We start from the raw sequence: 26,510 nt of genomic DNA on the forward strand, positions 1-26,510 counted from the left end.
CCGGCTGCACCGGGCCCAGCTTCACCGAATCACTGATGGATCCGATGTCCCGAGCCATTATAGAGCCCGCCTTGCACTGGTCCGGCACCTTGCGGCGCTACCTGGCTGCCCGCCCCGACGAGCAGGCCTCGCTGCTGGCTGACAGCGCCGAACCCCTGACCCGCAAGACGATCCAGTCCTGGTATGCCCAGGCGCTGGATCTGCCGCCCGAACAGGCGCCTGAGCGCCCTGCCCTGCAACGGGCCTTGCGCTGTCTGCGCCGGCGTGTCTTTCACACCTTGATGGTGCGCGACATCGCCAGCCTGGCGCCGCTGCATGAGGTCGTCGCCGCCATGTCGGCCTTGGCGGATCTGGCTGTCGGTCAAGCCTACGCCTGCGCCATGCGCACCCTGACGGAGACCCACGGCGTGCCGCGCCACCCCGATACCGGCGCCCCCCAGGACATGCTCATCCTGGGCATGGGCAAGCTGGGCGGCAAGGAACTGAACGTCTCGTCCGACATCGACCTGATCATGCTGTACGACGCAGAAGGCGAAACCGATGGCCGACGGCGCATCAGCCATCACGAGTTCTATGGCAAGGTCTGCCGTCTGATGATGCCCATTCTGTCGGAGCTGGATGCCGACGGCTACGTCTTTCGCACCGACCTGCGGCTGCGTCCCGACGGTGACGGCGGGCCGCTGGCCTGGAGCCTGGCCGCCCTGGAAAACTACCTGGTATCCCAGGGGCGGGAATGGGAACGCTACGCCTGGCTCAAGGCTCGCCTGATCCCCTGCCCGCTGTTTGACGAAGCCGCCTTCACCGCCCAGGCGCAGGAACTGGAGTCCCTGCGCCGGCCCTTCGTCTACCGCAAATACTTCGATTTCGACACCCTGTCGTCCCTGCGCGGCCTGCGCGAGCGCATCCGCATGGACTGGCAGCGCCGCGCCCAGGCGCGCCACGGCGTAGATACGCGACACAATATCAAGCTGGGCGAAGGCGGCATCCGGGAAATCGAATTCGTCATCCAACTGAATCAGCTGATCCGGGCCGGACGGCAACCGTCCCTGCAACAACGCAATCTGCTGGCCGCTTTGCACAAGCAGCACCGCGCCGGCATCCTGGACGATACCCAGGCACGCGGACTGGAAGCCGCCTACACCTACCTGCGGCGCGTCGAGCACCTGCTGCAATACCGCGAAGACGAACAGACCCACCTGCTGCCCCACGACCCCGCCGGGCTGGCGTCCCTGGCCCAAGCGCTGGGGCACCCGGACACAACCGCTTTCCAGGCCGTGCTGGAACAGCATCGGACCTATGTCTCTCAATGCTTTCAGGACGCCTTCCGCATTGCCGGCATGGGCGCAGACGCGGCAGCCGAAACCCCGGCTCCCGCCCCTGCAGCAGAACCCGCCCCGGTCTCCGACGAACAGACACAGGAGATGCAGGCCCGCATTGACGCCCTGCTGGACAGCCACCGCATCCAGAGTCTGCCGCGCACCAGCCAGCAGCGTCTGCAGACCCTGCTGCCGGGCCTGATGCAGGCGGCCACCCGGACCGACGATCCGCCCGCCACCCTGCTGAGGCTGTTGAACCTGGTCGAGCACATCGCTCAGCGCAGCGCCTACCTGGCGCTGCTGGCCGAATATCCGGAAACCCTGGCGCGCGTGGCGCGCATCGTCAGCGCCAGCCCCTGGGCATCCCAGTACCTGAGCCGCTATCCGCTGCTGCTCGACAGCCTGATCGAATGGCGCAGCCTGATGCAGGCCCCGGATTTTCCCGCCCTGGCGGAACAGTTGTGCAGCGACCTGGATGCCTGCGTGCTGCCCGATGGCCAGCCCGACGTCGAACAGCAGATGAACCTGATGCGCGATGTGCAGCACCAGGTCACGTTCCAGTTGCTGGCCCAGGATCTGGAAAATGTCATCAGCGTGGAAGGCCTGGCCGATCACCTGTCGGCCCTGGCCGATCTGATGCTGGCCGAGGCCATCCACCGGGTCTGGCCCCAAGTGCTGCCCCGCGAACGCCGCGCCGATCCCGGCGTGCCGCACTTTGCCATCATTGCCTACGGCAAGCTGGGCGGCAAGGAAATCGGCTATGCATCCGACCTGGATCTGGTCTTTCTATACGATGACCCGGACCAGGACGCAGGCGAACGGTATGCCAAACTGGGCCGCCGGGTGGCCTCATGGTTGTCGACACTGACCTCATCCGGGCGCCTGTACGAAATCGACCTGCGCCTGCGCCCGGACGGCGACGCCGGTCTGCTGGCTCTGCCGATCGACGCCTTTGAACACTATCAGCTGAACCAGGCCTGGCCCTGGGAACATCAGGCGCTGACCCGCGCCCGTTTCGTGGCAGGAGACGCGGCCATCGGCGCCCGATTTGAAGACATCCGCCAGCGTATCCTGCTGCTGCCCCGCGACCCGGACGCGCTGCGCCGCGAAGTCCTGTCGATGCGCGACAAGATTTCCCAGGGGCACCCCAACCGCAGCGACGACTTCGACCTGAAGCACGACCGAGGCGGCATGGTGGACATCGAATTCATCACCCAGTTTCTGGTGCTGAGCCAATCGGGCGCCCACCCGGAACTGCTGGGCAATCTGGGCAATATCGCGCTGCTGGGCTTGGCCGCGCAGGCAGGGCTGATCCCAGGGCTGCTGGCGGCCGAGGTAGCCGACGCCTATCGGCTCTTTCGCCGCCGTCAGCATGCGCTGCGGCTGCAAGGGGCGGAAAAAGCCCGCGTGCCGGCGGCTGAATTCACCCGTGAGCGCAATGCGGTACGTGGATTATGGAAGACGGTGCTGGAAGCAGCGCCCAGTGATTAACCGAAGCATCCATCGAACCGCGCCTCCGCGACAAGATACTTTTTGTTGCTCAAGTAACGTCAAGAGCATCTGGACGCCCCTTCTCTCGCTCGCTATCCTGCCTTCAGTCATCAACCCGCACAGGAGTACAGCATGGGCATCATCAGTATGATCGTCGTCGGCTTCATCATCGGCCTGATCGCCCGGGCCATCATGCCCGGCGATCAAAAACTGGGCATCATCATGACGACGGTCCTGGGGGTCGTGGGGTCAGTCGTTGCAGGCTACCTGGGGGCCGCGCTGGGCCTGTATCAGGCAGGTCAAGGCGCCGGCTGGATCGGTTCCATCGTCGGCGCATTGATCGTGCTGTGGATCTATAGCCGGGTGGCCAAACGGGCGTGAACGCAGCGCCGGGCGATCGACAGTGACGCCCGGCGGTTTTCTTATTGCAGCGTGCGCTCGAACACGAATTTCTCGCCGTCCCAGTCCACCGGCACCACATCGCGCGGGCCGAACTGTCCTTCCAGGATCAGGCGGGCGACCGGGTTTTCCAGGTACTGCTGGATCGCACGCTTCAGCGGCCGGGCGCCGAACACAGGGTCGTAGCCCACGCGGGCCAGTTCCTGCACTGCGGCATCCGTGATTTCCAGACGCATGTCATGCTGGGCCAGGCGTTCGGCCAGGCGCTTCAACTGGATCCGCGCAATCGGCTCGATATGCGTGGCATCCAGGCCGTGGAAGACCACGATTTCATCGATCCGGTTCAGGAATTCCGGACGGAAAGCAGTTTTCAGTTCGTCACGGATGACTTCCTTGACCACGTCGTACGGCTGGTCCGCCAGATTCTGAATATGCTGCGAACCGATGTTCGAGGTCATGATGATCACGGTGTTGCGGAAATCCACGGTGCGCCCCTGGCCATCGGTCAGCCGGCCATCGTCCAGCACCTGCAGCAGCACATTGAAGACATCCGGGTGCGCCTTTTCGACCTCGTCGAGCAGAATCACGCTGTAGGGTTTACGGCGCACGGCCTCGGTCAGATAGCCGCCCTCTTCGTAGCCCACATAGCCCGGAGGCGCGCCGATCAGGCGGGCCACGGAATGTTTTTCCATGAACTCGCTCATGTCGATGCGCACCAGATGGGTATCCGAATCGAACAGGAAACGCGCCAGCGCCTTGGTCAGTTCGGTCTTGCCCACGCCGGTCGGCCCCAGGAACAAGAATGAGCCATACGGACGGCTGGGGTCGGACAGGCCAGCGCGCGAGCGGCGGATGGCCTCGGACACCAGGCGCACCGCCTCGTCCTGACCCACGACCCGTTCGTGCAGCACGGCTTCCATGTTCAGCAGCTTTGCGCGTTCGCCCTGCATCATGCGCGACACGGGAATGCCGGTCGCCCGCGAGACGACTTCGGCGATTTCCTCGGCGCCTACCTGAGTCCGCAGCAAGCGGGGCTTGTCGGATGCCTCGTCCCTGGGCGTGGAATCGGCAGCCTGCAGCCGGGCTTCCAGTTCAGGCAAGCGGCCATACTGCAATTCAGCCAGCTTGTCGTACTGGCCCTTGCGCTGCAGTTCAGCCATTTCCGCGCGGACATGATCGATTTCTTCCTTGACCGCTTGCGATCCCTGGACGGCGGCCTTTTCCGCCTTCCAGACTTCCTCGTAGTCGTTGTATTCGCGCTGCAGGGTTTCGAGTTCTTCCTCGATGGCCTTCAGGCGGCGTTCGGACGCCTCGTCAGTGTCCTTGCGCACCGCCTCGCGTTCGATCTTCAATTGGATGATGCGCCGATCCAGCCGATCCATGACTTCCGGCTTGGAGTCGATTTCCATACGGATGCGGGCGGCGGCCTCGTCGATCAGATCGATAGCCTTGTCCGGCAAAAAACGATCGGTGATGTAGCGGTGCGATAATTCTGCCGCCGCGACGATGGCCGGATCGGTGATCTGCACCCCATGGTGCAGCTCATAGCGTTCCTGCAGACCGCGCAAAATGGCGATGGTGGATTCCACATCGGGTTCATCGATCAGCACTTTCTGGAAACGCCGTTCCAGCGCCGCATCCTTTTCGATGTACTGGCGGTACTCGTCCAGCGTCGTGGCGCCCACGCAGTGCAATTCACCGCGCGACAGGGCAGGCTTCAACATATTGCCGGCGTCCATGGCGCCTTCGGCCTTGCCGGCGCCCACCATGGTGTGCAGCTCGTCGATAAAGACGATGGTCTGGCCGGAATCCTGGGACAGTTCCTTGAGCACGGCCTTCAGGCGTTCCTCGAATTCGCCGCGATACTTGGCGCCCGCCAGCAGTCCGGCCAGGTCCAGCGTCAGGACGCGCTTGCCTTTCAGGGTTTCCGGGACTTCGCCATTGACGATGCGCTGCGCCAGGCCTTCGACGATGGCGGTCTTGCCCACGCCGGGTTCGCCGATCAGCACCGGATTGTTTTTCGTACGGCGCTGCAGGATCTGGATGGTGCGGCGGATTTCATCGTCGCGCCCGATGACGGGGTCGAGCTTGCCTTCGCGCGCACGCGCCGTCAGATCCAGGGTGTATTTCTTCAGCGCCTGACGCTTGTCCTCGTCGTCCGCGCCCTCTACGGCTGCGCCGCCGCGCACCGCGTCGATAGCGGCTTCCAGGGCCTTGCGCTGCAGGCCGGCTTCGCGCAGGGCGCGACCGATCTCGCCCTTGTCGTCGGCCAGGGCCAGCAGATAGAGTTCGCTGGCCACATAGGTATCGCCGCGTTGGCCGGCCTCTTTGTCGGTGCGCGCCAGAGCGGCCTGCAGATCGCGGCCGGCCTGGATATTGCCCTGCGTGCCCTGCACGGTGGGCAGGGCCTTCAGCTGGCGGTCCAATTCGGACTGCAGGCGGGATACCGCCACCCCGGCCCGCGCCAGCAGGCTGGACGAGCCGCTGTCGGGGTCGGCCAGCAAAGCCAGCAGCACATGGACGTTTTCAATATAAGAGTGATCATGACGCACGGCGATGCTCTGGGCATCGGCCAGCGCCTGCTGGAACTTTGTCGTCAGTTTGTCGAATCGCATGGGTATTCCCTTATTGGGAGGGGGCCTGATGCCCCGATGGCGAATAGATGCGGCCTGCGAGCCGATTTTCAAGCCATGCGCGGCGTGCGCCGCCTGTCGATACGATACGCCTTACACTTGCGCCAGATCAATATTTTAAGCAATAAATATTTGATTTATATGGGCTTTATGACATCCAGGGTAAACCCCATGATACAGTCCTGATGACCTGTTGACAGGTCGTTTCGTATCCCCCGAAGAGACTGCCATGACGTCACCCCAGGACTGGGACCCTCGCGCCCCCGAAGTGCTTGCCGACCCGATCGCCGCCTATGACCGCATGCGTCAGCGCTGCCCGGTGGCCCACAGCGACTACCTGCACCATTCGGTCTTCCGCCACGCCGATGTGCTGCGCATCCTGATGGATCCGGAAACGTTCAGCAGCCAGGCCTCGCGCTACGTATCGGTGCCCAACAGCATGGACCCGCCGGAACACACGGCCTACCGCGCGGTGATCGAACCCTACTTCGGCCCAGACCGTATGGCCGCATTCGAACCCGCCTGTCGCCGGATATGCGACGAACTGGTCGCCGCCCTGCCGCGCAACAGCAGCACGGAAATCATGTTCGGCCTGGCGCACCCCTTCGCCCTGCGCATGCAATGCTCGTTTCTGGGCTGGCCCGACAGCCTGCATGAACCCTTGCTGCAATGGATACACAAGAAAAATATCGCCACCCTGTCGGGCGACAGCCACGCCATCGCCGCCGTCGCCACGGAATTTGATCAGACCATCCGCGATCTGCTGAAAGTCCGCCGCCAGGCGGGCGCACAGGCGCCCGATGACGTCACCACCCGCCTGATGCGTGAAACCATCCAGGGCAAGCCCCTGAGCGAAGACGAGATCGTCAGCATCCTGCGCAACTGGACGGTGGGAGAACTGGGCACCATGGCCTCCAGCGTCGGCATCATCGCCTCTTACCTGTCCACCCACCCCGAACTGCAGAGCCAGCTGCGCAGCGATCCGACCCTGGTCGGCGCCGCCAACGATGAAATCCTGCGCATCCACGCCCCCCTGATCGCCAACCGCCGCACCCCGACCTGTCCGGTGCGGGTCGGCAGCACCCAGATCCAGCCGGGCGAACGCCTGACGCTGATCTGGGCCTCGGCCAACCGGGACGAAGCCGTCTTCGGCGACCCGGACGAATTCCGGCTGGATCGGGATCCATCCCTGAATCTGCTGTACGGCGCAGGCATCCACGCCTGTCCAGGCGCGCCGCTGGCCCGCCTGGAACTCGAAGCCATGATCCAGGCTTTGCTGGCCGGCACCCGGTCGCTGGAACCCAGCGACGAACACCCGCCCATGCCGGCCATCTACCCGGCCAGCGGCTATCGACAGGCGATTCTGATGTTGCGCCACGACTGATACCCCGGTATTCGTGGCCTGGATGGCACACGGCATGAGCTCATGACGGATTCTCATACCAAGCAGCAGTTATATCCGGCCCGGCAAGCTTACAATTCAAGCATGAACCATTCGGGGTAGCGTCTACCCCGGCTTTCCGGGGACCTGCTTGCCATGTGTCAGCTATTGGGCATGAACTGCGCGACGCCGACGGACATCACATTTTCCTTCACGGGCTTTGCCGCGCGGGGCGGCGACACCGATCACCACGCCGATGGCTTCGGCATCGCCTTCTATGAAAACCGCGGATCCCGCTGTTTTCTGGACAATGCGCCCTGCTGCCGATCGCCCGTGGCCGATCTGATCAAACGCTACCCGATCAAATCGCGCAACGTCATCGCTCATATCCGCAAGGCGACCCAAGGGGATCTGGAACTCGAAAACTGCCACCCTTTCGTACGCGAACGGTGGGGACGCCACTGGCTGTTCGCCCATAACGGCGACCTGAAGTCATTCCATCCCGCCTTGCGCGGCGATTACCTGCCCATCGGCCAGACCGACAGCGAACGGGCGTTCTGTTTCATGATGGAAGGCCTGCGCACGCGCTTTGGCGCCCACGAGCCCGACGACCAGGAACTCTTTGCCGCGGTGGCCGACATGACGGCGGAACTGACCTGCTACGGCGTCTTCAATTTCCTGCTGTCCAACGGACGCTGCATGATCGCGCATTGCTCCACCCGGCTGACCTATATTGTGCGCGCCTGGCCCTTCCAGGAAGCCCACCTGGTCGACACCGACGTCGCCGTGGATTTCGCCAACGTCACCACGCACAGTGACTGCGTGGCCGTCATCACCACCAAGCCGCTGACCGACAACGAGACCTGGACCGCATTGCGCCCGGGCGAATTGATGATGTTCATCGATGGCCGCCCGCAGCCCAGCGTGCAGATCGACATCCCCGAAGACGTCCAGCGGCGCAATCGGGAAAACCTGGCGTGCGCATGAACCCAGACGACTGACGGGGTCATGCACTCCGCCAGCCAGATATCCTATGATGACGCCATGACTGATATTTCCGTGGACGACGACCCGCGTCCGATCGAACCCATCGAACCCGACCTGAACGAATGCTGCGGCAATGGCTGCTGTCCCTGCGTGTTCGACACCTACGCCGAAGAAAAGCGCAGCTGGCAACAGGCCCTGAAAGCCTGGGAACAGCGCCACTCGGACCAGACGGAAGATACGGCCAAACCCTGAACAGGATCAGCCGACGCGATTACCCCGCCACCTGCCCCCTCACCAGGGCCGCTAGAATGTCCGGGAACCCTTGCTGCGCATAGGGTTCCTGGCGGTTTTCAAGCACGGCGTTTCTATAATCTGACTTTCCGATTCATCTTTTCAGGAATGATGCACCGTGGCTTCCGACGCTATCCCCATGTTTGCCGAAAACACCTACCCCCTCGATGCGCGGGGCATTGCCAAACGCTTCCGGCACGCCGCCATCTTTGGCGCCCTGTCGGCCCTGCAGCCGGGCGAAACCATGCGTTTCTGCAACGACCACGACCCCCTGCCGCTCCTGCAGCAGCTGAAAAACCACTTCGGCGAAAACATCCAGTTCGAATACCTGGCCCGTAATCCAGGCGAAATCGTCATCGATTTCCATATCGTGCCCTGAACACGCGGCAAGCCGGCAGGCACGACCACCCGTCCGGGTGGTTTTTTTTATTCACCACGGGACAGTACGGCCCATGCGATCGAGATACTCCAGGCCCGGCTTTCCCCGCTTCGAGAGCAGCGTGTTCACGATGTCCGGCATGGCTTCCTCAGGACCGAGCGGCGCGTCCGGCCCTCCCAACGTGGTACGAATCCAGCCTGGAGCCAGCAACAGCAATGCGCGCGACTCTCCGGCGTGGCGAGCCGCGTAGCTGCGCATGTATTGATTCAGGGCCGATTTGCTGCCGCGATAAACCTCGTGGCCGCCTTTTTCGTTATTCGCGATGCTCCCTTGCCCCGAAGACATGATGCCGATCAGGCCATCGGCGGGTACCAGGTCTTGTAATGCTTCGATGACACGCATCGGGCTGAGAGCGTTCGTGACCATGAGGCGCACAAACTCTGCCGTGGAGACTTCCGAGATGGTTTCGCCCTGGTTGTTATTTGCGGCGCCCGCGTTGACGAACAAAATATCAAAGCGGCGTCCGGATAGCCGGCCGCGCAGCGCCATGATCTGATCCGGCTCTGAAATATCGAGGTGTTCGATCTCAACACGGCCCACATATTCGTCGGCCAGATCGTGCAGCTGGGTTCGGGTGTTGTCGCGCACCGTACCGGCGACATTCCATCCCCTTTTCAGGCACTCCGCTGCCATCGCAAACCCTAGGCCGCGCGAAGCGCCAATGAGCAGAATGGCAGGGGCTTTATTGCTGCTTGAGCGGCTCATCAAGGCTCCTTGAGATTGGACATCCCTCATTCTGAGGGCGCAAAATGTATTGCACCAGACGCGTGTTATGCAATGTGTGATTGCATAGAAATCAACTAACAGGCAAATGCGAGGACTATTTGGCATGAAGCACGTGGACCTGAATCTCCTCACTGCGCTGGATGTGCTGCTCAGCGAGTGCAGCGTGACCAGGGCGGCGCATCGACTCAACCTGAGTCCCTCTGCCATGAGCCGAACGCTTTCAAGGCTGCGAATAGCGACGGGAGATCAACTGCTCGTTCTCGCGGGCCGGACGCTGGTTCCAACACCGTATGCCGAACAACTCGGCGAGCACGTCCATGAACTTGCCCGGAACGCCAGGGCCATCCTTCAGCCTGCTCATCGTTCCCTGGACATTGCCACACTGGAGCGGACGTTCACGATTCGTGCAAATGATGGCTTCGTCGAACTGCTCGGCGCATCGCTCATGGCGACCGTCACCCAAACAGCGCCCCAGATCCGTATCCATTTCGTATCGAAGCCCGACAAGGATGCACAGCCGCTGCGAGAGGGCATGATCGACTTGGAGGTTGGCGTGCTCGGAACCACCGCACCTGAACTGAGGACGCGGCTGCTGTTTCGGGATCGGTTCGTGGGCATTTGCCGAAGCGGGCATCCTTTTTTGAAGCAGGTGACTGCGAAACACTACGCCAGCTATCAGCACGTGGTGGTGTCGCGCAAACGGCAACTCTCCGGCCCGGTAGACGACGCGTTGGGCCTGTTGGGTCTGCGCAGGACCATTGCCATGGTCGTGCCCACCTATGCAAACGCAATGCAGATCGCTCGCTACACGGATCTTCTCGGGCTCGTCCCGCATTCATGCGTTGGCCGTGACCTGCTGGGCGATCATGCGGGTAGTGCAGGTATTCAGCGCTTTGAACTGCCGGTACGAACGCCCGAGATCAAAGTTGCAGCCATTTGGCATCCTCGCCTCCATGCTGATCCCGCGCATCGTTGGCTGCGCGATACCATCTTTGCCATTTGCAAAAATACTGTCCCGTAGGGCAGCCATCACGGCACACGTTCGAAACAAGATGCAGACGGAAATCCGCTCACACTTAACTCAGGTCAAGCCTGCTGAAAAAATCCTGATTTACACTTGATGGCACTATATGTTGTGTTTAATATTCGTTAAAACACAATATATAGAGGAATCCGGTATGACTTCATTCGCCATCCAGAAGGCTGCCCAACGGCCCGTCCCGCAAGTGGATGTGATCCGTTCCATTGATGAATATCTGCGGCAACAGGATTGGCGCGTCAACGCCAATGCCAATCAAGGCTATTCCCTGGGCGGTCTCATCCTGAATACCTCTGGCAAGATGATTGCCAATTATTGGCTCAGCCATGTCTACCCGGAATCCATCGGCCAGGCCCATCGCCAAGGCGATCTGCACATTCACGATCTGGACATGCTATCGGGCTATTGCGCCGGCTGGTCGCTGCGCACCTTGCTGAACGAAGGCCTGAACGGCGTGCCGGGCAAGGTCGAATCCGCGGCGCCGCGCCATATGTCCAGCGCTGTCGGCCAGATCGTCAATTTCCTGGGTACGCTGCAAAACGAATGGGCTGGCGCCCAGGCCTTCAGTTCCTTCGACACCTATATGGCGCCCTTCATCCGCCAGGACGCCATGACGTACGAACAGGTGCGCCAATGCCTGCAGGAACTGATCTACAACCTGAACGTACCCTCGCGCTGGGGCACCCAGACGCCCTTCACCAACCTGACCTTCGACTGGGTCTGCCCGGAAGACCTGCGCGGTCAGACGCCGGTCATCGGCGGCCAGGAAATGTCCTTTACCTACGGCGAACTGCAAGCCGAAATGGACATGATCAACCAGGCCTACATCGAAGTCATGATGGCGGGCGATGCGCGCGGACGGGCTTTTACCTTTCCCATTCCCACCTACAACATCACCCAGGATTTCGACTGGCACAGCCCCAATGCCGAACGGCTGTTCGAGATGACGGCGAAATACGGCCTGCCCTATTTTCAGAACTTCATCAATTCGGAACTCCAGCCGCACATGATCCGATCCATGTGCTGCCGTCTGCAACTGGACCTGCGCGAACTCTTGAAGCGCGGCAACGGCCTGTTCGGCTCGGCGGAACAAACCGGATCGCTGGGCGTGGTGACAGTCAACTGCGCCCGCCTGGGCTATCTGCACCGGGGCGATGAAGCTGCCCTGCTGGCGCGACTGGATGAACTGCTGTTGCTGGGCCGTCAAAGCCTGGAAATCAAGCGCCGCGTCATCCAGCAGCACATGGACGACGGCCTGTTCCCCTACACCCGCCGCTACCTGGGTACGTTGCGCAATCATTTTTCCACCCTGGGGGTCAACGGCATCAATGAAATGATCCGCAACTTCACGCACGACGAGCATGACCTGACCAGCGCATGGGGCCACGCCTTTGCCGTCAGACTGCTGGATCATGTGCGCGCCCGCATGGTCGAATTCCAGGAATCCAGCGGCCATCTGTACAACCTGGAGGCCACGCCCGCCGAAGGCGCCACCTACCGTTTCGCCAAGGAAGACCGCGCCCGCTGGCCCGGCATCCTGCAGGCCGGCACGGACGACATGCCCTACTACACGAACTCATCCCAATTGCCGGTGGGCTTTACCGACGATCCCTTCGAAGCGCTGGAACGCCAGGACGAACTGCAGCGCAAATACACCGGCGGCACCGTGCTGCACCTGTACATGACCGAACCGCTGTCCTCGGCCGACGCTTGCCGCACCCTGGTGCGCCGCACGCTGGGCCGTTTTTCCCTACCCTACATCACCATCACCCCGACCTTTTCCATCTGCCCCAAACATGGCTATCTGCCGGGCCGGCACGAATTCTGCCCGCAATGCGACGACGAGTTGATCGCCCGCCAGAAAGGCCCGGCTCGGGCCGCCACGCCGGTCTCGCACGCAACCGCGCTCGGGGCAGACACAGACCGGGCGGCCCGCGTCGCCTGACACATTTCATCCCGCCGGGCTGCTATCCGTGTCCGGTTTTTCCCACGCTCTCAGGAGAACACCATGAACCACACCCCCGCCACTCTGAACGATACCGACCGCCAGCCGTGCGAAATCTGGACCCGCGTCATGGGCTATCACCGTCCCGTCTCGTCCTTCAATATCGGCAAGAAGGGTGAATTCCACGAACGCCGATTCTTCGTAGAACGCCATGCCGGGCAGGCGCCGACCACCCAGACTGCCTGATCCCGGATCCGCCATGCACACCGCCCTCCTTGCCCGGGTGCCGACGGTTACCGCACAGGCGGCGTCCGGCGCCGACGCGCCGGCTCGCATCGCACCCGGCAACGCCGCCCGGAGCCTGAAGGCGGGCGGCCTGACGCCCTTCACCGCCACTGACTACCCCGGCCTGCTGGCCGCCGTAGTCTTTGTGCAGGGTTGCCCCTGGCGCTGCGGCTACTGTCACAATCCGCATCTACAGCCGCGCACCGCCACCAGCCCTTTGGCCTGGACCGACATCATGGCCTTTCTGCAGCGCCGGGTCGGCCTGATCGACGGGGTGGTCTTCAGCGGCGGCGAACCGACCATGGACCCAGGTCTGCATCAGGCCATCACCCAGGTGCGCGCGCTGGGCTACAAGATCGGCCTGCACACCGGCGGCACCCATCCGCGCCGGCTGGCACAGGTGCTGCCCCAGGTGGATTGGGTCGGTCTGGACATCAAGGCTGATTTCGAACAATACGAACGGATCACACAGGCGGCCGGCAGCGGCGTCCCCGCTCGCGCCAGCCTGCAGGCGGTGCTGGACAGCGGCGTCGCTTTCGAATGCCGCACCACGGCGCATCCCGATCTGATCAGTCCCCGATCCCTGCTGCGCCTGGGCCGAACGCTGGCCGATCTGGGCGTCTCACACTATGTAGTGCAAGTTTTCCGTCCTCAGGGTTGTGCGGACGACAGGCTGAATGCCCACGGCCACGCCTTACGGGACTGGCCGGACGAGGCCACCCGGTCGGCGCTGGCGGCAATGTTCCCTGTCTTCCAGGTCAGGCAACCCTGAGCTGCGCGTCCACGGCCTACCCCAGTGCGCGCGGCACCCGCCGCGTCAATCCGGCCAGCAAATCATTGGCGATGGTGCTCGCCGACCAGGCGACCTCATCCACGGACGGGCCGCCCACCCCCCATAGCACGACGGGCGCGCCCACATCCGCGGCAGGCGCCGGATCCAGATCCACTGACAGCATGTCCATGGACACTCGCCCCACCACCCGGGTGCGCACCCCGGCCACCGTCACCGGCGTGCCGGTAATGGCATGGCGGGGATAGCCATCCGCATAACCGCACGCCACGATGCCCACCCGCATATCGTGATCCGTGCGGAAAGCATGACCGTAGCCGATGGCTTGCCCCGCCGGCAGGATATGGGTGCTGATCAGTTCAGATGTCAGCGTCATGGCGGGCTGCAGCCCCAGGGATTCGGCATCCCGGCCCATATACGGCGATGCCCCGTACAGGCAGATGCCGGGACGCACCCACTGATCGTTCCCTGGCACGGCCGCCGCCAAGCCTGGGGCCAGTGTCGCCGCCGAATTGCAGACACTGGTCGGCCCCGGCAGCCCCGCCGTCAAGCGGGTGAAGCAGGCCAACTGATCCCGCGTCACCGCCAGATCGTCATCCGCCCGGGCGAAATGGCTCATCTTGCCGACCACGCCCAAGACGCCGCGCTGCTGCAACGCCCGCGCCTGATCGAACGCCGCGTGGAATTCCGACGGCTGAAACCCCAGGCGATGCATGCCGGAATTCAGCATCACATGACCATCGATGCAGCCCGGCCCCGGCCAGGCCGCCAGCATGTCCAACTGAGCCTGACTATGCAATACCGTGCTGATCCGCTGCTGGGCCAGAATGTCCAGATCCGACGGTCTGAAAAAACCTTCCAGCAACAGAATAGGCCGCTGCCAACCCAGCTCGCGGCAACGGAGCGCCTCGTGCAGATCCAGCAAGGCCAGGCCGTCGGCCTGGGCAAAACCGCGCACTGCCGCATCCAGCCCATGTCCGTACGCGTAAGCCTTGACCACCGCCCAGATACGGGCCGGCGGCCCGGCGGCATCGCTGCTCAAGCGCCGGGCGACGACGGCCAGGTTATGCGCCAGGGCCGGGATGTGGATCGTGGCCAGAATCGGGCGTGACATGGCTTTCCCCCAAAACAGGCGGAACGTTCCAGGCGCTCCGCCGCGATATGCAAGGCAACGATCTCAGGCAATGCCGGCGGCCTGGCGTCCGCGCTGGCGAAAACCCTGGCGGATGTCTTCGGGCACCAGCGAGCCGCCTGTGCTCCAGATCACATGCGTCGCCTGATCCATGGCGGACGCCAGCCCATGACGCTGCAGATAGGCCTGTCCTTGCGGCGTATCCAGCACCTGAAGCGGCCCACGCAAGCCGGTCGCCGCCGACGGTTCGATATAGATGCCTTCGGTGTCTTCCAGGCGCCAGGCGTCGGCATAGAACGTGTCTTCGTCCACCGTGAACACCCCTGACAACAAGGACGCCATCAAGGGCGCCACCAGCGGCGAGGCCAGTCCGACCGCCAGACCATCGGCATCGGTGCGGTTGTCCAGGCCGATGTCGTAGACCGAGACGGGCTGCTGCACACCGCAGGCCAACTGCACCAGCATGCAGGGCGAAGCAGTCGGCTCGACAAAAAACCCGTGGACATGCGCCCCGAACAGACGTTTCAGGCCATACAGAATCCCGCCGGGCGCCCCGCCGACGCCGCAGGGCAGGTAGACGAACAGCGGATGATCGGCATCCACCCGGCGGCCCGCTGCCTGCAACTGCGCCTGCAATTCATGCGCGGCGGCGGCGTAACCCAGAAACAAGGCCTCGGACTGCTCATCATCGACGAAATGCATCAGGGGATCGGCCTGGGCGATCGCCCGACCCGCTGCTACGGCGGCGGCGTAATCCCCCTGGTGTTCGACCACATCGATGCCTCGCGCACGCAGGCGCTGCTTTTTCCATTCCTTGGCATCGGCCGACATGTGCACCACGGCGCGCAGGCCCAGGCCCGCGCCGATCAACCCGATGCTCAGGCCCAGATTGCCGGTGCTGCCCACTGCCACGGCATGCCGCCCCAGCACGGCCTGGGCCGATGGGCTGGCCAATACCCGGCGGTCCGCGCCATCCGGCAACAGACCGGCCTCGGCAGCGATCCGTTCGGCCAGCGACAGAATTTCATGAAAACCGCCCCGAGCCTTGACTGAACCAGCCACCGGCAAGGCATCATCGCGTTTGAGCAGCCAGACGCCTGCCGTTTGTGCGGAGGCCAGCGCATCGCGCAGGCGGGGGATCTCCGTCAGCGGCGACGCCAGGCGCCCGCCATCAGCCTGCAATTCGGGAAATACCTGCGCCAGCAGACCGGCGCAGCGGGCGAAGCGGTCTTCCGCCGCCTGGGGATCCAAATCGGTTTGCCGGCCATCAGCCAGAGAGTCGTAGCCGGGGTTCAGCCACAACAAGGGCTGGCCTTGCGCCAGCCCGGCAGGCAGGCCGGGATACCGGGCCTGAACGTCCTTCGTCATGCATTGCTCCTGTGTGACGCAGCGCCAGCGGGTGGCTGTGCGCGCCTCTGAAGTCTGACTGTTCAGTCGACAGGATGCAACATGAGGCCGGTTTCAGGCCTTATATCCCCATGCGGAATCCGGTTTTGCACCGGGCCGCAACCCTTTCAAGACATCGCGCAAGACGACTTTCGGGTGAAACACCGCCAGGTCGATGGCATCCAGCGTGTTTTTCACCATCAGGCCGAGTTCCGTGTCGCCTTCGATCACCAGGCGGCGACTGAAAAAGAGCGTGTCGGGGTCTTCGGAGCGTTGCAGCAGATGATAGAAATCCACGGCATCGGCGCGCAGCGTCAGATCCGGTTCAGCATCGCCATGCCGGGCAGCCCTGAAGGCCTGTCCACGCCAGGTGTAATCAAAGCAGACATTCGCATCGGCGACGTGAATGCGCAGGGACCGGCCTTCCAGCATATGCAGGGTGTCTGGATGCAGATGCCGCGCCAGCACCAGGTTCAGGCCGGTGACGAACAGCATCGACCCGGGATAGCGAGGCAAGCGCCCCAGGATTTGTGCCAGGGGCTGAGGAATACGGTAGACGGGAGTGCTGGGATTTTGCATGATCAGACTCGTAGAAAAGGAAAGACAGCGGCGCATCAAGCCGGGACGCGCGCCTTGACCCCCGGGGCTCTGACATCCGAGGCTTGCAATGCGGCGGCATCCCCCGGCAGCACCATCTCCAGACCCGGACGGTCATGCCAATAACCATTACAAGGGCCGGCCGGCATCAGGGGCGCCAGACGCTCATGGGCCGAGGCCGCAGATTCCCGCCCGTCCAGTACGGATCGGAAGGCTGCCACGACCTGCTCCATGTGCTGCGACTGGGGGCTCAGGCGCAACACATCGACGCCCAGGTCCCGCAGTTCGTCCAGTTCGTGGATCAGCGTATGCACCAGCGCCGACTGCGTCTGGATGCCGTTGATCGTCAGGAAAGCCTGTGATTCCTTGGTCTCCAGCAGCAAGCCGTCGGGATGGTCCATGCAGACATACTGGCAGTTGTCCTTGGGCAGATTGCGGTTGCGAGCGGTGAAACAGCGGGCGGAAAACGCCAAGGGCATGCGGCCATAGGCGAAGACTTCAGTCTGCAGGCCGGCGGGGCGGTCCTGCTGCAGCTGGGTCAGGCCGCCGCGCCCCATTTCCAGCGGCGCTACCCAGCGGATCGCGCCCTGGGCGGCGATCACATCCAAGGTAGGCTTGCTGTAGATATTCAAAAACGGCCCGGCAATGAAAGAGCGCCCCCACGCTGCGCCTTCGGCTTGCTGCCCCCCAAGGGGGCTGCTTCCGCCTTGGGACGGCCCGGCGGCGGAAGCGCGCCCCCGCGCTGCGCCTTCGGCTTGCTGCCCCCCAAGGGGGCTGCTTCCGCCCATCCGATGCACCGCCCCCATGTCGTTGGCTTCGACGCCGTAGCGTTCGTTTTCGGTGATCTTGCGCAGGATGTTCAGGTCGTTGCCGGATTCCAGCAACACCTGCGTGGACAGGATCGGCGTCTTGCCGGCCTGGGCGAGCATGTCGGCGACCTCGATCCAGTCGGGCAAGCGCAATTCGTGACGCCGGGAACAGACGGTCTCGCCCAGATAGACGATATCCACCGGCCAGTCGCAGACCGATGCATAGAATTCCAGCGTGGCGACCCGCGGCCAGTAGTACTGCAAAGGACCCAAAGCGAGTTTCATGATGTTTTTCCTGACGAGGCCAGGCGCGGCGGCCTGCTGGGGCCAGCCTGATCCGCCTGCATGTGATGAACGTTTATTTCCAGGGGCGGTTGTACGCGCCCAGCGTGTGCTGTTGCCCTTCGGCGACCTTGTTCAATTCGGCCATCCAGGACGGATGCACGGAATAGCGCGCCGGGTTGGTACGAGCCTGATCGATGGCCTGGCGCCACACCCGCGTGACCTGGGCCACATAGGCCGGGCTGCGCTGGCGGCCTTCGATCTTGATCGCCCGCACCCCCATCGCCATCAGCCTGGGCAGCAATTCCAGCGTGTTCAGGCTGGTGGGTTCTTCCAGGGCGTAGTAGTTTTCACCGGCCACGTCGAAGCGGCCTTTGCACAGGGTGGGATAGCCAGCGTTCTCGGCTTGGTCGTAGCGGTCGATCAGCACGTTGTTCAGGCGGGATTCCAGACCCCGATCGGTCTGCTGCCAGCGCACGTGTTTGGCGGGGGAACAGACGCCGTGCGTATTGGGCGATTCGCCGGTCGCGTAGGACGACAGGGCGCAGCGGCCTTCGACCATGACGCACAGACTGCCGAAACCGAAGACCTCGATTTCGACCGGGCTGTTTTCGCAGACCTGCTGCACCTGGGCCACCGACAGCACGCGCGGCAGCACGGCCCGGGCCACGCCAAAGCGTTCGTGATAGAACTGGATGGCTTCGTAATTGGTCGCCGACCCCTGCACGGACAGGTGCAGACGCAGATCGGGGTAGCGCGCATGGGCATAGGCCATCAGACCCGGATCGGCCATGATGACGGCATCCACACCGGCATCGGCTGCCTGATCGACAGCGGCCTGCCACACGCGCCAGGCGTCGGGCTGGGGATAGGTATTCAAGGCCAGAAAGACCTTGCGCTGCCGGTCGTGGGCGTAACGGATGCCCTGGGCGATGGCGGCTGCGTCGAAATTCAGGCCGGCGAAGTTGCGCGCGTTAGTGGCATCCCGAAAGCCCAGGTAAACACAATCGGCGCCCTCGTCCACGGCGGATTTCAGCGCGGGCAGACTGCCGGCTGGACAGACCAATTCAAAGTCGGAATGATCGTGGCGATGCACTACGCCAGGGCGGGTAGAGGAAGGTAATGCAGACATGGGGCTTCCTGACGGTTCAAGCCGTGCAGGCGGAATATGCCGCTGGTGTCCTGCATCGGCAACAGCCGACACTATGCCCTGTCTTGTCGTCCAGGGCCTTAATCCGCATCAAGGGAAGCGGTGTTTGATATACGGTTTTAGGCCGCTTCCCCGCCCCTCATCGTGTAAGGTAGCAGCTTCTTCTGAAAGGACTTTCCATGGCTTTGCCCGACATCACCCTGGACGTGCGCGGTCTGCCCCCGCCCGAACCCCTGGAACAGTGCCTGGAAGCGCTGGCCGACCTGGTTCCCGATCAGCGTCTGCACATGCTGATCGACCGGGAACCCTATCCCTTGTACGCCATGCTGGACCGCGATGGATTCCAGCACGCATGCACCTTTGAAGAAACCCACTTCCAAGTCACGATCTGGATCGGTTGATCATGCAGCGCGCCCTGGATTTCGACAAGACGCCCGCCCTGGGCGTGCCGCTGCCCTTTTTCCTGAACGTGCCGGTGTTCGGCCTGCTGGCAGGCCTGCTGGCCGTCTGGGCAGGTCCTCAGGCCTTTACGTCCCGCTGGGGTGCAGCCACCCTGGCGATGACGCACCTCTGGACGCTGGGCATTCTGGGCAGCGCCATGCTGGGCGCGCTGATCCAGATTCTGGCGGTCGCCTGCAACGTGGCGGTAGCGCCGGCCCGTGCCATCGCCGCCAGTGTCCACGCGCTGCTGACGCTGGGTACGCTGGCGCTGGCGGCGGGATTCCTCTGGTGGTCGCCGCCGGCATGGCTGGCCGCCATCGCGCTGCTGGGATCAGCCTTTGTCATCTATCTGAGCGCCTCCGGTCTGGCGCTGTGGCGTCAGCGCCGCCAGGTCTACAAAGGCGCTCGGGAAATTCTTGTTCCCGTGCGTGGCGCCCTGGCGGCCCTGACGCTGACGGTACTGATCGGCCTGGGCATGGCAGGCGCCCTGGGCATGGGCATGGCGCTGCCCGACTGGGTCGGCGGCCACATCCTGTGGGGCTTGCTGGGTTGGGGCGGCCTGCTGTTGATGGGCATGTCTTTTCAGTTGTTGCCGATCTTCCAGTTGACGGAAATCTATCCAAAGCCGCTCACCCGCTGGCTGCCCCTGCTGATCCCGGGCCTGCTGCTGGCCTGGACGGCATTGGATGCCTCCAACGGCCTGCCCCGCCTGATGCGCGAGACCGTCGAACTGCTGCTGGCCGGCGCCTATGTCAGCTGGATCGGGGCGTCTCTGCACCGATTGAGTACTCGCAAACGCCCCACGGCCGAACCCACGACGCTGTTCTGGTTCACCGGCCTGATCAGCCTGCTGGCCTGTGCGCCAGCCTGGATCTGGCTGCGCCACGGCCAAGCGCCACAGGCCGCCATGGTGCTGGGTGTTTTGCTGATCGTCGGCGGCCTGGGGGCGATCGTCCACGGCATGCTGTACAAGATCGTGCCCTTCCTGCTGTGGAAACATGCTCAGGACGCCATGGTCATCCCGGACAGAAACCCTGCCCAGGCGCGCGTCTACCTGAAAATCCTGCCGAAGATGGCCGCCTATATTCCCGTCCGCCCCGCGCAGTGGCACTGGGCGCTGTATGTGCTGGTCGTGCTGTCCTGGGGGCTGGCGGCGGCAGGCTGGCCGCCGGCAGGACAGGCTGCGGGCCCTCTGTTGCTGGCGTCCGCCGCCCTGCTGAGCTGGAACCTGGGCCGGGCGCTGCGGCTGTACCGCCACACACTGCGCATCATGGCGGCGCTGCCGCACCACGCAGCCGCCGCACCGGGCCAGCCAGCTGCAGACGCTTAGCCGCGATACGATCTCAGCCCATCGGCATCCAGCACCGTGAATTCCCGCCCACGCACCCGGATCAGGCCGCGCTCGCTCAGCTCGCGCAGAATGCGGGAAAAGTGTTCCGGCGTCAGATTCAAGCGCGAAGCGATGACGGACTTGCTGATCTCGATGCGAAACGGCTGCCCGTCCTCTCCCGGCCACTGACGCAACAGAAAGGCGATCAGGCGCTGGGCGCCTGTATGCAGGGTATAGGCCTCCACATCGCCCATCAGGCTGTAGAGCCGCCGGCTTAATCCCGCCAGCATCTTGCGGGCCACCCCCGGATGACGATCGATCTGTTCGAACAGCACATCGCGCCCGACGTGCAGCAGCAGCGTATCGCGCAGCGCCTCGGCGGTGACGATGTAGTTCTGCCCCATGAACATCAGAGCCTCGCCGAAGCCATCGCCCGGCCCGATCAGGCGCACCACCCGTTCCACCCCGGAAGCGGATACAAAGACCAGTTTGACCTGCCCATAGACCACCACGTGAAAGCCCACACACGGGTCGCCGCGGTGAAAGATGATCTCGCCACGCCGGGCGGTGATTTCGCCGGTGCCGTGGACGATCGGATCCAGATCGGGGACCGGCAGTTCATTGAATAACGGCACCTGGGCCAACAGATCGCGGATCCGGCCATGGCGCGGCGCGTCCTCGGTGCTGCGGACCTGCCCACGCGACGGCGCGGCATTGCTAGAATTCCGTTTATGATCCGCGCCGTGTATACCGTGCTGGGCACGATTTCCCTGGTGTTGGGCGTGCTGGGGATTTTCCTGCCCCTGCTGCCCGCTACCCCCTTCCTGCTGCTGGCTGCCTTCTGCTATGTGCGCGGCTCGCAGCGTCTGCACGCCTGGCTGATGTCCCATCGCATTCTCGGTCCGTATATCCGCGACTTCCAATCGGGGCGCGGCATCCCCTTGCGAAGCAAATGCATGGCGTTGGCCCTGATGTGGCCATCCCTGGCCGTATCAGCCTGGATCATGCCGATACCCTGGGCCCGCTGGCTGCTGCTGATCCCCGGGATCGGCGTCACGATCTACCTGTGGCGCCTGCCCACGCGGCCCCGCGCCAACCCACCTGAATCCGACGATCAGATCAATTTCGAATAGGTCGCTACTCTGGGCCGGCGCACGTACTGATCGAACACCATGGCAAAGGCGCGCACAAAGACGCGTCCCTTGGGCTGCACCTGCATGCCCTGCGCGTCGATCGTCAGCAGACCGGCATCCGCATACGGCCGCAGACGAATCAATTCATCCGCGAAACAGGTCTCGAAAGACTGGCCATGACGCGCCTGGAATGCCGCGAAATCCAGCGGCATGCTGCACATGAGCGTCATGATGATTTCCCGGCGGATGGCGTCATCAGGACTGAGATCAAAGCCCTTGGCCGTGGGCAGTTCGTCACGATCCAACACGGCGCGGTAGGCATTCAGGGAATGATGGTTCTGTACATAGGCGTCACCGACTTTGCCGATGGCGGAAATGCCGAAGCCCACCAGATCGCATTCCGCCCGGGTGGTGTAGCCCTGAAAATTGCGATGCAGGCTGCGATCCAGCCGCGCCCGGTTCAGTTCATCGCCGGGCTTGGCGAAATGATCCAGGCCGATGTAGACGTAGCCGGCTTCCAGCAGCCGATGCACCGACATCAGAAAGATCTGCAGCCGGGTGTCAGCCGAGGGCAAGTCTGCAGCATTGATCAGGCGCTGGGACTTGAAACGGTCAGGTAGATGCGCATAGTTGTACAGGGCGATGCGATCAGGCGACAGCGTGATCAGCTGGTCCAGCGTGCGGCTGAAACTGCTCAGCGTCTGCTTGGGCAGACCATAGATCAGGTCGGCATTGATGGACTGAAAACCGTTGTCCCGGCTGGCCTGCAGGGCGGTGCGCACCATGTCGTAAGGCTGGATGCGGTTGACCGCCGCCTGCACCTGCGGATCGAAATCCTGCACGCCAAAGCTGGTGCGGTTGAACCCCAGGCCAGCCAGCATGGCCAAGGAATCCGGCGTCACGGTGCGCGGATCGATCTCGACGCCCAATTCGGCGTCCGGCGTGAACTCGAAATGCCGGTGGATCTGATCCATCAGCGCACCCAGTTCCGCCGCGCTCAGGAACGTCGGCGTCCCGCCGCCCAGATGCAACTGCACCGTCTGGCGCGCCGACCCCAGATGCGGACTGAGCAGGTCCATTTCCTTGAACAGGATGTCCAGGTATTCGGCCGAGCGGCTATGATCCTGGGTGATGATCTTGTTACAGCCGCAGAAATAGCACAGTGACTCACAGAAAGGCAGGTGCACATACACCGACAGGGGCGCCGGTCGGCTGGACGCCGCCCGCTGCGCCAGGTGGCTCAGATAGGACGATGCCGGATAATTCTGCTGAAAACGGTCTGCCGTCGGGTACGAGGTGTACCGGGGACCGGACTGATCGAAACGACGGATCAGATCTTCGGAGATTTCCAGATCTGGAAAGGCGATGGTCCGGCCATCGCCGGGGGCGTCCGTCTGCCCGGAGCTGCCGGGGTTGTGATGATCGGGGCTTGCGGGGGTATTCATGCCATGCGCTCCTGAGGCCTCGGCCAGAGACTGACGGCTCCGGCGCAACTGGCTACATTGTCCTGTATCGAAGCGCATTGTCGTGCGAAATGCGATCACCTGGCTTGATTCAAGTCAAGCCTCCGACTTCGCGTATCATAAACGGCTAGCTGAATTCCTGAATCAACCACGCCCCCATGCTTCTGACCCTGATCCTCGCGATCCCGTTTGCCGGTAGCCTGTGCGCCGCACTGCTTCCTGCCAATGCGCGCCGGGCCGGGGCCTGGATCGCCGGCGGCAGCGCGCTGGCCTGTCTGGCGCTGACGCTGGCGGCCACCCCCCAAGTCGCGGCGATGGGTGTCATCAAGCTCAGCATCCCCTGGATTCCCACCCAAGGCGTAGATCTGACCCTGCGCATGGACGGCTACGCCTGGCTCTTTGCCGTGATCATCTCGGCCATGGGCGCGCTGATCGCCTTGTACGCGCACTACTACCTGTCGGATCAGGACCCGGTGCCGCGCTTTTTCACCTTTCTGCTCAGCTTCATGGGCGCCATGCTGGGCATCGTCCTGGCAGGCAACCTGATCCAGCTGCTGGTGTTCTGGGAACTGACCAGCCTGTCGTCCTTCATGCTGATCGGCTACTGGCAACACCGCCCGGAAGCCCGGCGCGGCGCCCGCATGGCGTTGCTGGTGACGGGCGGCGGCGGTTTCTGCCTGCTGGCCAGCATGCTGATCATCGGCCACATCGTCGGCAGCTACGACCTGGATGCCGTGCTGGCCGCCGCTAACGAGATCCGCAATCACCGCTGGTATCCGATCCTGCTGGTGCTGCTGGCCCTGGGAGCGCTGACGAAAAGCGCCCAGTTTCCCTTTCATTTCTGGCTGCCCAACGCCATGGCGGCGCCCACCCCGGTGTCGGCGTATCTGCATTCGGCCACCATGGTCAAGGCGGGCGTCTTTCTGCTGGCGCGCTTCTGGCCGATTTTTTCCGGCACCGACTGGTGGACCTGGACCATCGGCGGCGCAGGCCTGTGTTCGCTGCTGCTGGGGGCTTATGCCGCCACCTTCCAGCGCGACATCAAAGGCGTGCTGGCGTATTCCACCATCAGCCACCTGGGCCTGATCACCCTGCTGCTGGGCATGAACAGCCGCCTGGCTCTGGTGGCCGCCATTTTCCACATGGTCAACCATGCCACCTTCAAGGCGTCCCTGTTCATGGCGGCCGGCATTGTCGACCACGAAAGCGGCACCCGCGATCTGACGCGCCTGTCGGGCCTGCGCACCCTGATGCCGCTGACGGCCACTCTGGCCATGGTGTCAGCGGCCGCCATGGCCGGGGTGCCGCTGCTCAACGGTTTCATCTCCAAAGAAATGTTCTTTGCCGAAACCGTGTTCATTACCGGCCACTGGGCCAGCCGCTGGGGCCTGCCGCTGGCCGCCGTGGTGGCGGGGGCCTTCAGCGTGACCTATTCCCTGCGCCTCGTGCTGCAGGTCTTCTTCGGCCCGCCCGCCACCGACCTGCCGCGCACGCCGCACGATCCGGCTCGCATGATGCTGATTCCCTGCACCGTGCTGGTCGTGATCTGCCTGGCAGTCGGCATCCTGCCCAGCCTGACCCTGGGGGCTGTCCTGGACATGGTCATGCGCGGCCTGCTCGGCCCCAACGTGCCGGCCTTCGATCTGCAGCTCTGGCACGGCATCAACCTGCCCCTGATCATGAGCACGATCGCGCTGATCGCAGGGATCGGCCTGTATCTGGCGCTGCGCGAACGGGATCGCCGGGTGCCCGGCCAGGTGCCCCTGATCTACCGCCTGGATGGTCGCCAAAGCTTCGAAACCGCCCTGGAAGCCATCGACAGCGGCGCCCACTGGCTGCTGAACCGGCTGCAGACCCAACGGCTGCAGCCTCAGGTCCTGCTGCTGGTGCTCTGCACCCTGGGCGTGGCAGCCCTGCCGCTGCTGCGCGGCGGCTGGTGGCCGCAAGCCGCATCCGGCGACACACCGCTGCAGTGGTCCTTCGGCCTGATGTGGCTGATGGGCGGAGCCTGCGCCATCGCCTCCGCCTACCAGGCAAAATACCACCGGACGGCATCCCTGATGCTGGCCGGCGCAACCGGTCTGATCACCTGCGTGACCTTCGCCTGGCTCTCGGCCCCCGACCTGGCCCTGACCCAGTTGACGGTCGAAGTCGTCACCACTGTGCTGATCCTGCTGGGCCTGCGCTGGCTGCCCCCGCGCATCGAGGAGTACCCCAGCGCGACCTGGCGCCGCACCCAGTGGCGCCGCTGGCGGGATTTCGCATTGGCCGTCACCGGCGGCGCCGGGCTGGCCATCCTGGCCTACGTCATGATGACCCGCCCTGCCGCCCACCAGAGCATCTCCAGCTTTTTCGTCCAACAGGCCTGGCCGCTGGGGGGCGGAGCCAACGTCGTCAACGTCATCCTGGTGGATTTCCGCGCCTTCGACACCTTTGGTGAAATCACGGTGCTGGCGATCGTCGCCCTGTGCGTGTATGCCTTGCTGCGGCGCTTCCGCCCGCCTGCCGAAGCCCTGGTGGCCTCGCCGCGCCTGCGCCGCATTCTGCAGCAGGCGCCTGCCCGCGACCCGGATCTCAAGGCCCCTTTGCCGAGCGGCCTGATGCACATCCCCGCCGTGCTGGTGCGCCTGCTGCTGCCGGTCTCCACCCTGATCTCTCTGTATTTCCTGCTGCGCGGGCACAATCTGCCCGGTGGCGGCTTCGTGGGCGGCCTGGTCATGGCCACCGGCATCCTCCTGCAATACATGGTGGGCGGCATCCTGTGGGTCGAGGCCCGTCCGCTGATCCGCCCGCAGGCATGGATCGCCTTGGGTCTGCTGGTCGCCGGCAGCGCCGCCATGGCGGTCTGGTGGGCCGGCAAACCCCTGCTGTCGGCCTACACCCTGGAAGTCATCCTGCCGCTGGCCGGCGCCATCCACCTGTCCAGCGTCCTGGTGTTCGACCTGGGGGTCTATATGCTGGTGGTCGGCGCCACCATCCTGATGCTGATTGCGCTGGCGCACCAATCCCTGCGCTTTCACCGCAACATCACCGAACCGGCCGACGCGCCGCTTGTGGAGCCCTGA

23 protein-coding genes are annotated in these 26,510 nt (G+C 63.7%); 14 read left to right on the forward strand and 9 right to left on the reverse strand.

Annotated features, from left to right (window positions below; all coding sequences use genetic code 11):
- Nucleotides 1-44: 44 nt before the first annotated feature.
- Both glnE and VDP79_RS04705 read left to right on the forward strand, forming a co-directional pair.
- Nucleotides 45-2,807 carry a bifunctional [glutamate--ammonia ligase]-adenylyl-L-tyrosine phosphorylase/[glutamate--ammonia-ligase] adenylyltransferase gene (gene glnE / locus VDP79_RS04700; RefSeq protein ID WP_323017075.1) on the forward strand — a complete coding sequence of 921 codons (2,763 nt, stop codon included), beginning with the start codon at nt 45-47 and terminating at the stop codon, nt 2,805-2,807.
- Between the two features lie 132 nt (nt 2,808-2,939).
- The gene (locus tag VDP79_RS04705) at nt 2,940-3,188 is read left to right on the forward strand and encodes a GlsB/YeaQ/YmgE family stress response membrane protein (protein WP_323017076.1); all 249 of its coding nucleotides are present in this window, start codon (nt 2,940-2,942) and stop codon (nt 3,186-3,188) included.
- A gap of 41 nt (nt 3,189-3,229) precedes the next feature.
- Here the strand turns inward: VDP79_RS04705 and clpB are convergent, their stop codons facing one another.
- Entirely contained in the window at nt 3,230-5,821 is a 2,592-nt protein-coding gene (gene clpB, locus VDP79_RS04710; protein WP_323017077.1) for an ATP-dependent chaperone ClpB, read from the reverse strand.
- A 247-nt stretch (nt 5,822-6,068) separates the two neighbouring features.
- Here clpB and VDP79_RS04715 point away from each other — a divergent pair, with 247 nt between their 5' ends.
- The 4 genes from VDP79_RS04715 to VDP79_RS04730 all read left to right on the forward strand — a co-directional run bounded on the left by VDP79_RS04715 (nt 6,069) and on the right by VDP79_RS04730 (nt 8,877).
- Entirely contained in the window at nt 6,069-7,223 is a 1,155-nt protein-coding gene (locus tag VDP79_RS04715) for a cytochrome P450 (RefSeq protein WP_323017078.1), read from the forward strand.
- Nucleotides 7,224-7,376: 153 nt separating this feature from the next.
- A complete protein-coding gene (locus VDP79_RS04720) occupies nt 7,377-8,207 on the forward strand; it encodes a class II glutamine amidotransferase (RefSeq protein WP_323017079.1) in 831 nt (276 codons plus the stop codon).
- A gap of 57 nt (nt 8,208-8,264) precedes the next feature.
- Nucleotides 8,265-8,459: an oxidoreductase-like domain-containing protein gene (locus tag VDP79_RS04725; protein WP_323017080.1), complete on the forward strand. Its 195-nt coding sequence runs from the start codon at nt 8,265-8,267 to the stop codon at nt 8,457-8,459.
- A 178-nt stretch (nt 8,460-8,637) separates the two neighbouring features.
- Entirely contained in the window at nt 8,638-8,877 is a 240-nt protein-coding gene (locus tag VDP79_RS04730) for a DUF2249 domain-containing protein (RefSeq protein WP_043681763.1), read from the forward strand.
- A 51-nt stretch (nt 8,878-8,928) separates the two neighbouring features.
- Here VDP79_RS04730 and VDP79_RS04735 read toward each other — a convergent pair whose 3' ends face one another.
- Nucleotides 8,929-9,642, reverse strand: coding sequence for an SDR family oxidoreductase (locus VDP79_RS04735; RefSeq protein ID WP_323017081.1), 714 nt, complete (start codon nt 9,640-9,642; stop codon nt 8,929-8,931).
- A gap of 124 nt (nt 9,643-9,766) precedes the next feature.
- Between VDP79_RS04735 and VDP79_RS04740 the strand changes: the two genes are divergently transcribed.
- The 4 genes from VDP79_RS04740 to VDP79_RS04755 all read left to right on the forward strand — a co-directional run bounded on the left by VDP79_RS04740 (nt 9,767) and on the right by VDP79_RS04755 (nt 13,704).
- Nucleotides 9,767-10,684, forward strand: a complete 918-nt coding sequence (locus VDP79_RS04740; protein ID WP_323017082.1) for a LysR family transcriptional regulator — start codon at nt 9,767-9,769, stop codon at nt 10,682-10,684.
- Between the two features lie 157 nt (nt 10,685-10,841).
- A complete protein-coding gene (locus VDP79_RS04745; protein ID WP_323017083.1) occupies nt 10,842-12,647 on the forward strand; it encodes a ribonucleoside triphosphate reductase in 1,806 nt (601 codons plus the stop codon).
- 63 nt (nt 12,648-12,710) lie between these two features.
- Nucleotides 12,711-12,893, forward strand: a complete 183-nt coding sequence (gene nrdD / locus VDP79_RS04750) for an anaerobic ribonucleoside-triphosphate reductase (protein WP_323017084.1) — start codon at nt 12,711-12,713, stop codon at nt 12,891-12,893.
- Between the two features lie 13 nt (nt 12,894-12,906).
- The gene (locus VDP79_RS04755; protein ID WP_323017085.1) at nt 12,907-13,704 is read left to right on the forward strand and encodes an anaerobic ribonucleoside-triphosphate reductase activating protein; all 798 of its coding nucleotides are present in this window, start codon (nt 12,907-12,909) and stop codon (nt 13,702-13,704) included.
- A 16-nt stretch (nt 13,705-13,720) separates the two neighbouring features.
- Here the strand turns inward: VDP79_RS04755 and alr are convergent, their stop codons facing one another.
- The 5 genes from alr to ubiU form a co-directional block, all read right to left on the reverse strand.
- Nucleotides 13,721-14,836: an alanine racemase gene (gene alr / locus VDP79_RS04760; protein ID WP_323017086.1), complete on the reverse strand. Its 1,116-nt coding sequence runs from the start codon at nt 14,834-14,836 to the stop codon at nt 13,721-13,723.
- Between the two features lie 63 nt (nt 14,837-14,899).
- The gene (locus tag VDP79_RS04765) at nt 14,900-16,222 is read right to left on the reverse strand and encodes a D-serine ammonia-lyase (protein WP_323017087.1); all 1,323 of its coding nucleotides are present in this window, start codon (nt 16,220-16,222) and stop codon (nt 14,900-14,902) included.
- A gap of 93 nt (nt 16,223-16,315) precedes the next feature.
- Entirely contained in the window at nt 16,316-16,819 is a 504-nt protein-coding gene (ubiT, locus tag VDP79_RS04770) for a ubiquinone anaerobic biosynthesis accessory factor UbiT (RefSeq protein WP_323017088.1), read from the reverse strand.
- A 35-nt stretch (nt 16,820-16,854) separates the two neighbouring features.
- Nucleotides 16,855-17,931: a U32 family peptidase gene (locus VDP79_RS04775; RefSeq protein WP_323017089.1), complete on the reverse strand. Its 1,077-nt coding sequence runs from the start codon at nt 17,929-17,931 to the stop codon at nt 16,855-16,857.
- 73 nt (nt 17,932-18,004) lie between these two features.
- On the reverse strand, nt 18,005-19,060 hold the full coding sequence (gene ubiU / locus VDP79_RS04780) for a ubiquinone anaerobic biosynthesis protein UbiU (protein ID WP_323017090.1): 1,056 nt from the start codon (nt 19,058-19,060) through the stop codon (nt 18,005-18,007).
- Between the two features lie 197 nt (nt 19,061-19,257).
- On the opposite strand from ubiU, the gene VDP79_RS04785 reads away from it, so the two are divergent.
- Together VDP79_RS04785 and VDP79_RS04790 are read left to right on the forward strand one after the other, a co-directional pair.
- Nucleotides 19,258-19,479 carry a DUF2249 domain-containing protein gene (locus VDP79_RS04785; RefSeq protein WP_323017091.1) on the forward strand — a complete coding sequence of 74 codons (222 nt, stop codon included), beginning with the start codon at nt 19,258-19,260 and terminating at the stop codon, nt 19,477-19,479.
- A 2-nt stretch (nt 19,480-19,481) separates the two neighbouring features.
- Nucleotides 19,482-20,849, forward strand: a complete 1,368-nt coding sequence (locus VDP79_RS04790) for a hypothetical protein (RefSeq protein WP_323017092.1) — start codon at nt 19,482-19,484, stop codon at nt 20,847-20,849.
- On the opposite strand, the gene VDP79_RS04795 is transcribed toward VDP79_RS04790, so the two are convergent.
- Complete coding sequence (locus tag VDP79_RS04795) at nt 20,846-21,484, reverse strand: Crp/Fnr family transcriptional regulator (RefSeq protein WP_416233048.1); 639 nt, start codon at nt 21,482-21,484, stop codon at nt 20,846-20,848. The genes VDP79_RS04790 and VDP79_RS04795 overlap by 4 nt on opposite strands.
- Nucleotides 21,485-21,511: 27 nt before the next feature.
- Here VDP79_RS04795 and VDP79_RS04800 point away from each other — a divergent pair, with 27 nt between their 5' ends.
- Nucleotides 21,512-21,982 (forward strand): YbaN family protein, encoded by a 471-nt coding sequence (locus VDP79_RS04800; RefSeq protein WP_323017093.1) that lies wholly within the window; start codon nt 21,512-21,514, stop codon nt 21,980-21,982.
- On the opposite strand, the gene hemN is transcribed toward VDP79_RS04800, so the two are convergent.
- The gene (gene hemN / locus VDP79_RS04805) at nt 21,964-23,427 is read right to left on the reverse strand and encodes an oxygen-independent coproporphyrinogen III oxidase (protein ID WP_323017094.1); all 1,464 of its coding nucleotides are present in this window, start codon (nt 23,425-23,427) and stop codon (nt 21,964-21,966) included. The genes VDP79_RS04800 and hemN overlap by 19 nt on opposite strands.
- Before the next feature lie 176 nt (nt 23,428-23,603).
- Between hemN and VDP79_RS04810 the strand changes: the two genes are divergently transcribed.
- Nucleotides 23,604-26,510 carry a monovalent cation/H+ antiporter subunit A gene (locus VDP79_RS04810; protein WP_323017095.1) on the forward strand — a complete coding sequence of 969 codons (2,907 nt, stop codon included), beginning with the start codon at nt 23,604-23,606 and terminating at the stop codon, nt 26,508-26,510.

The organism is Castellaniella sp. (assembly GCF_034675905.1).
In the GTDB taxonomy this organism is placed as follows: domain Bacteria; phylum Pseudomonadota; class Gammaproteobacteria; order Burkholderiales; family Burkholderiaceae_B; genus Castellaniella.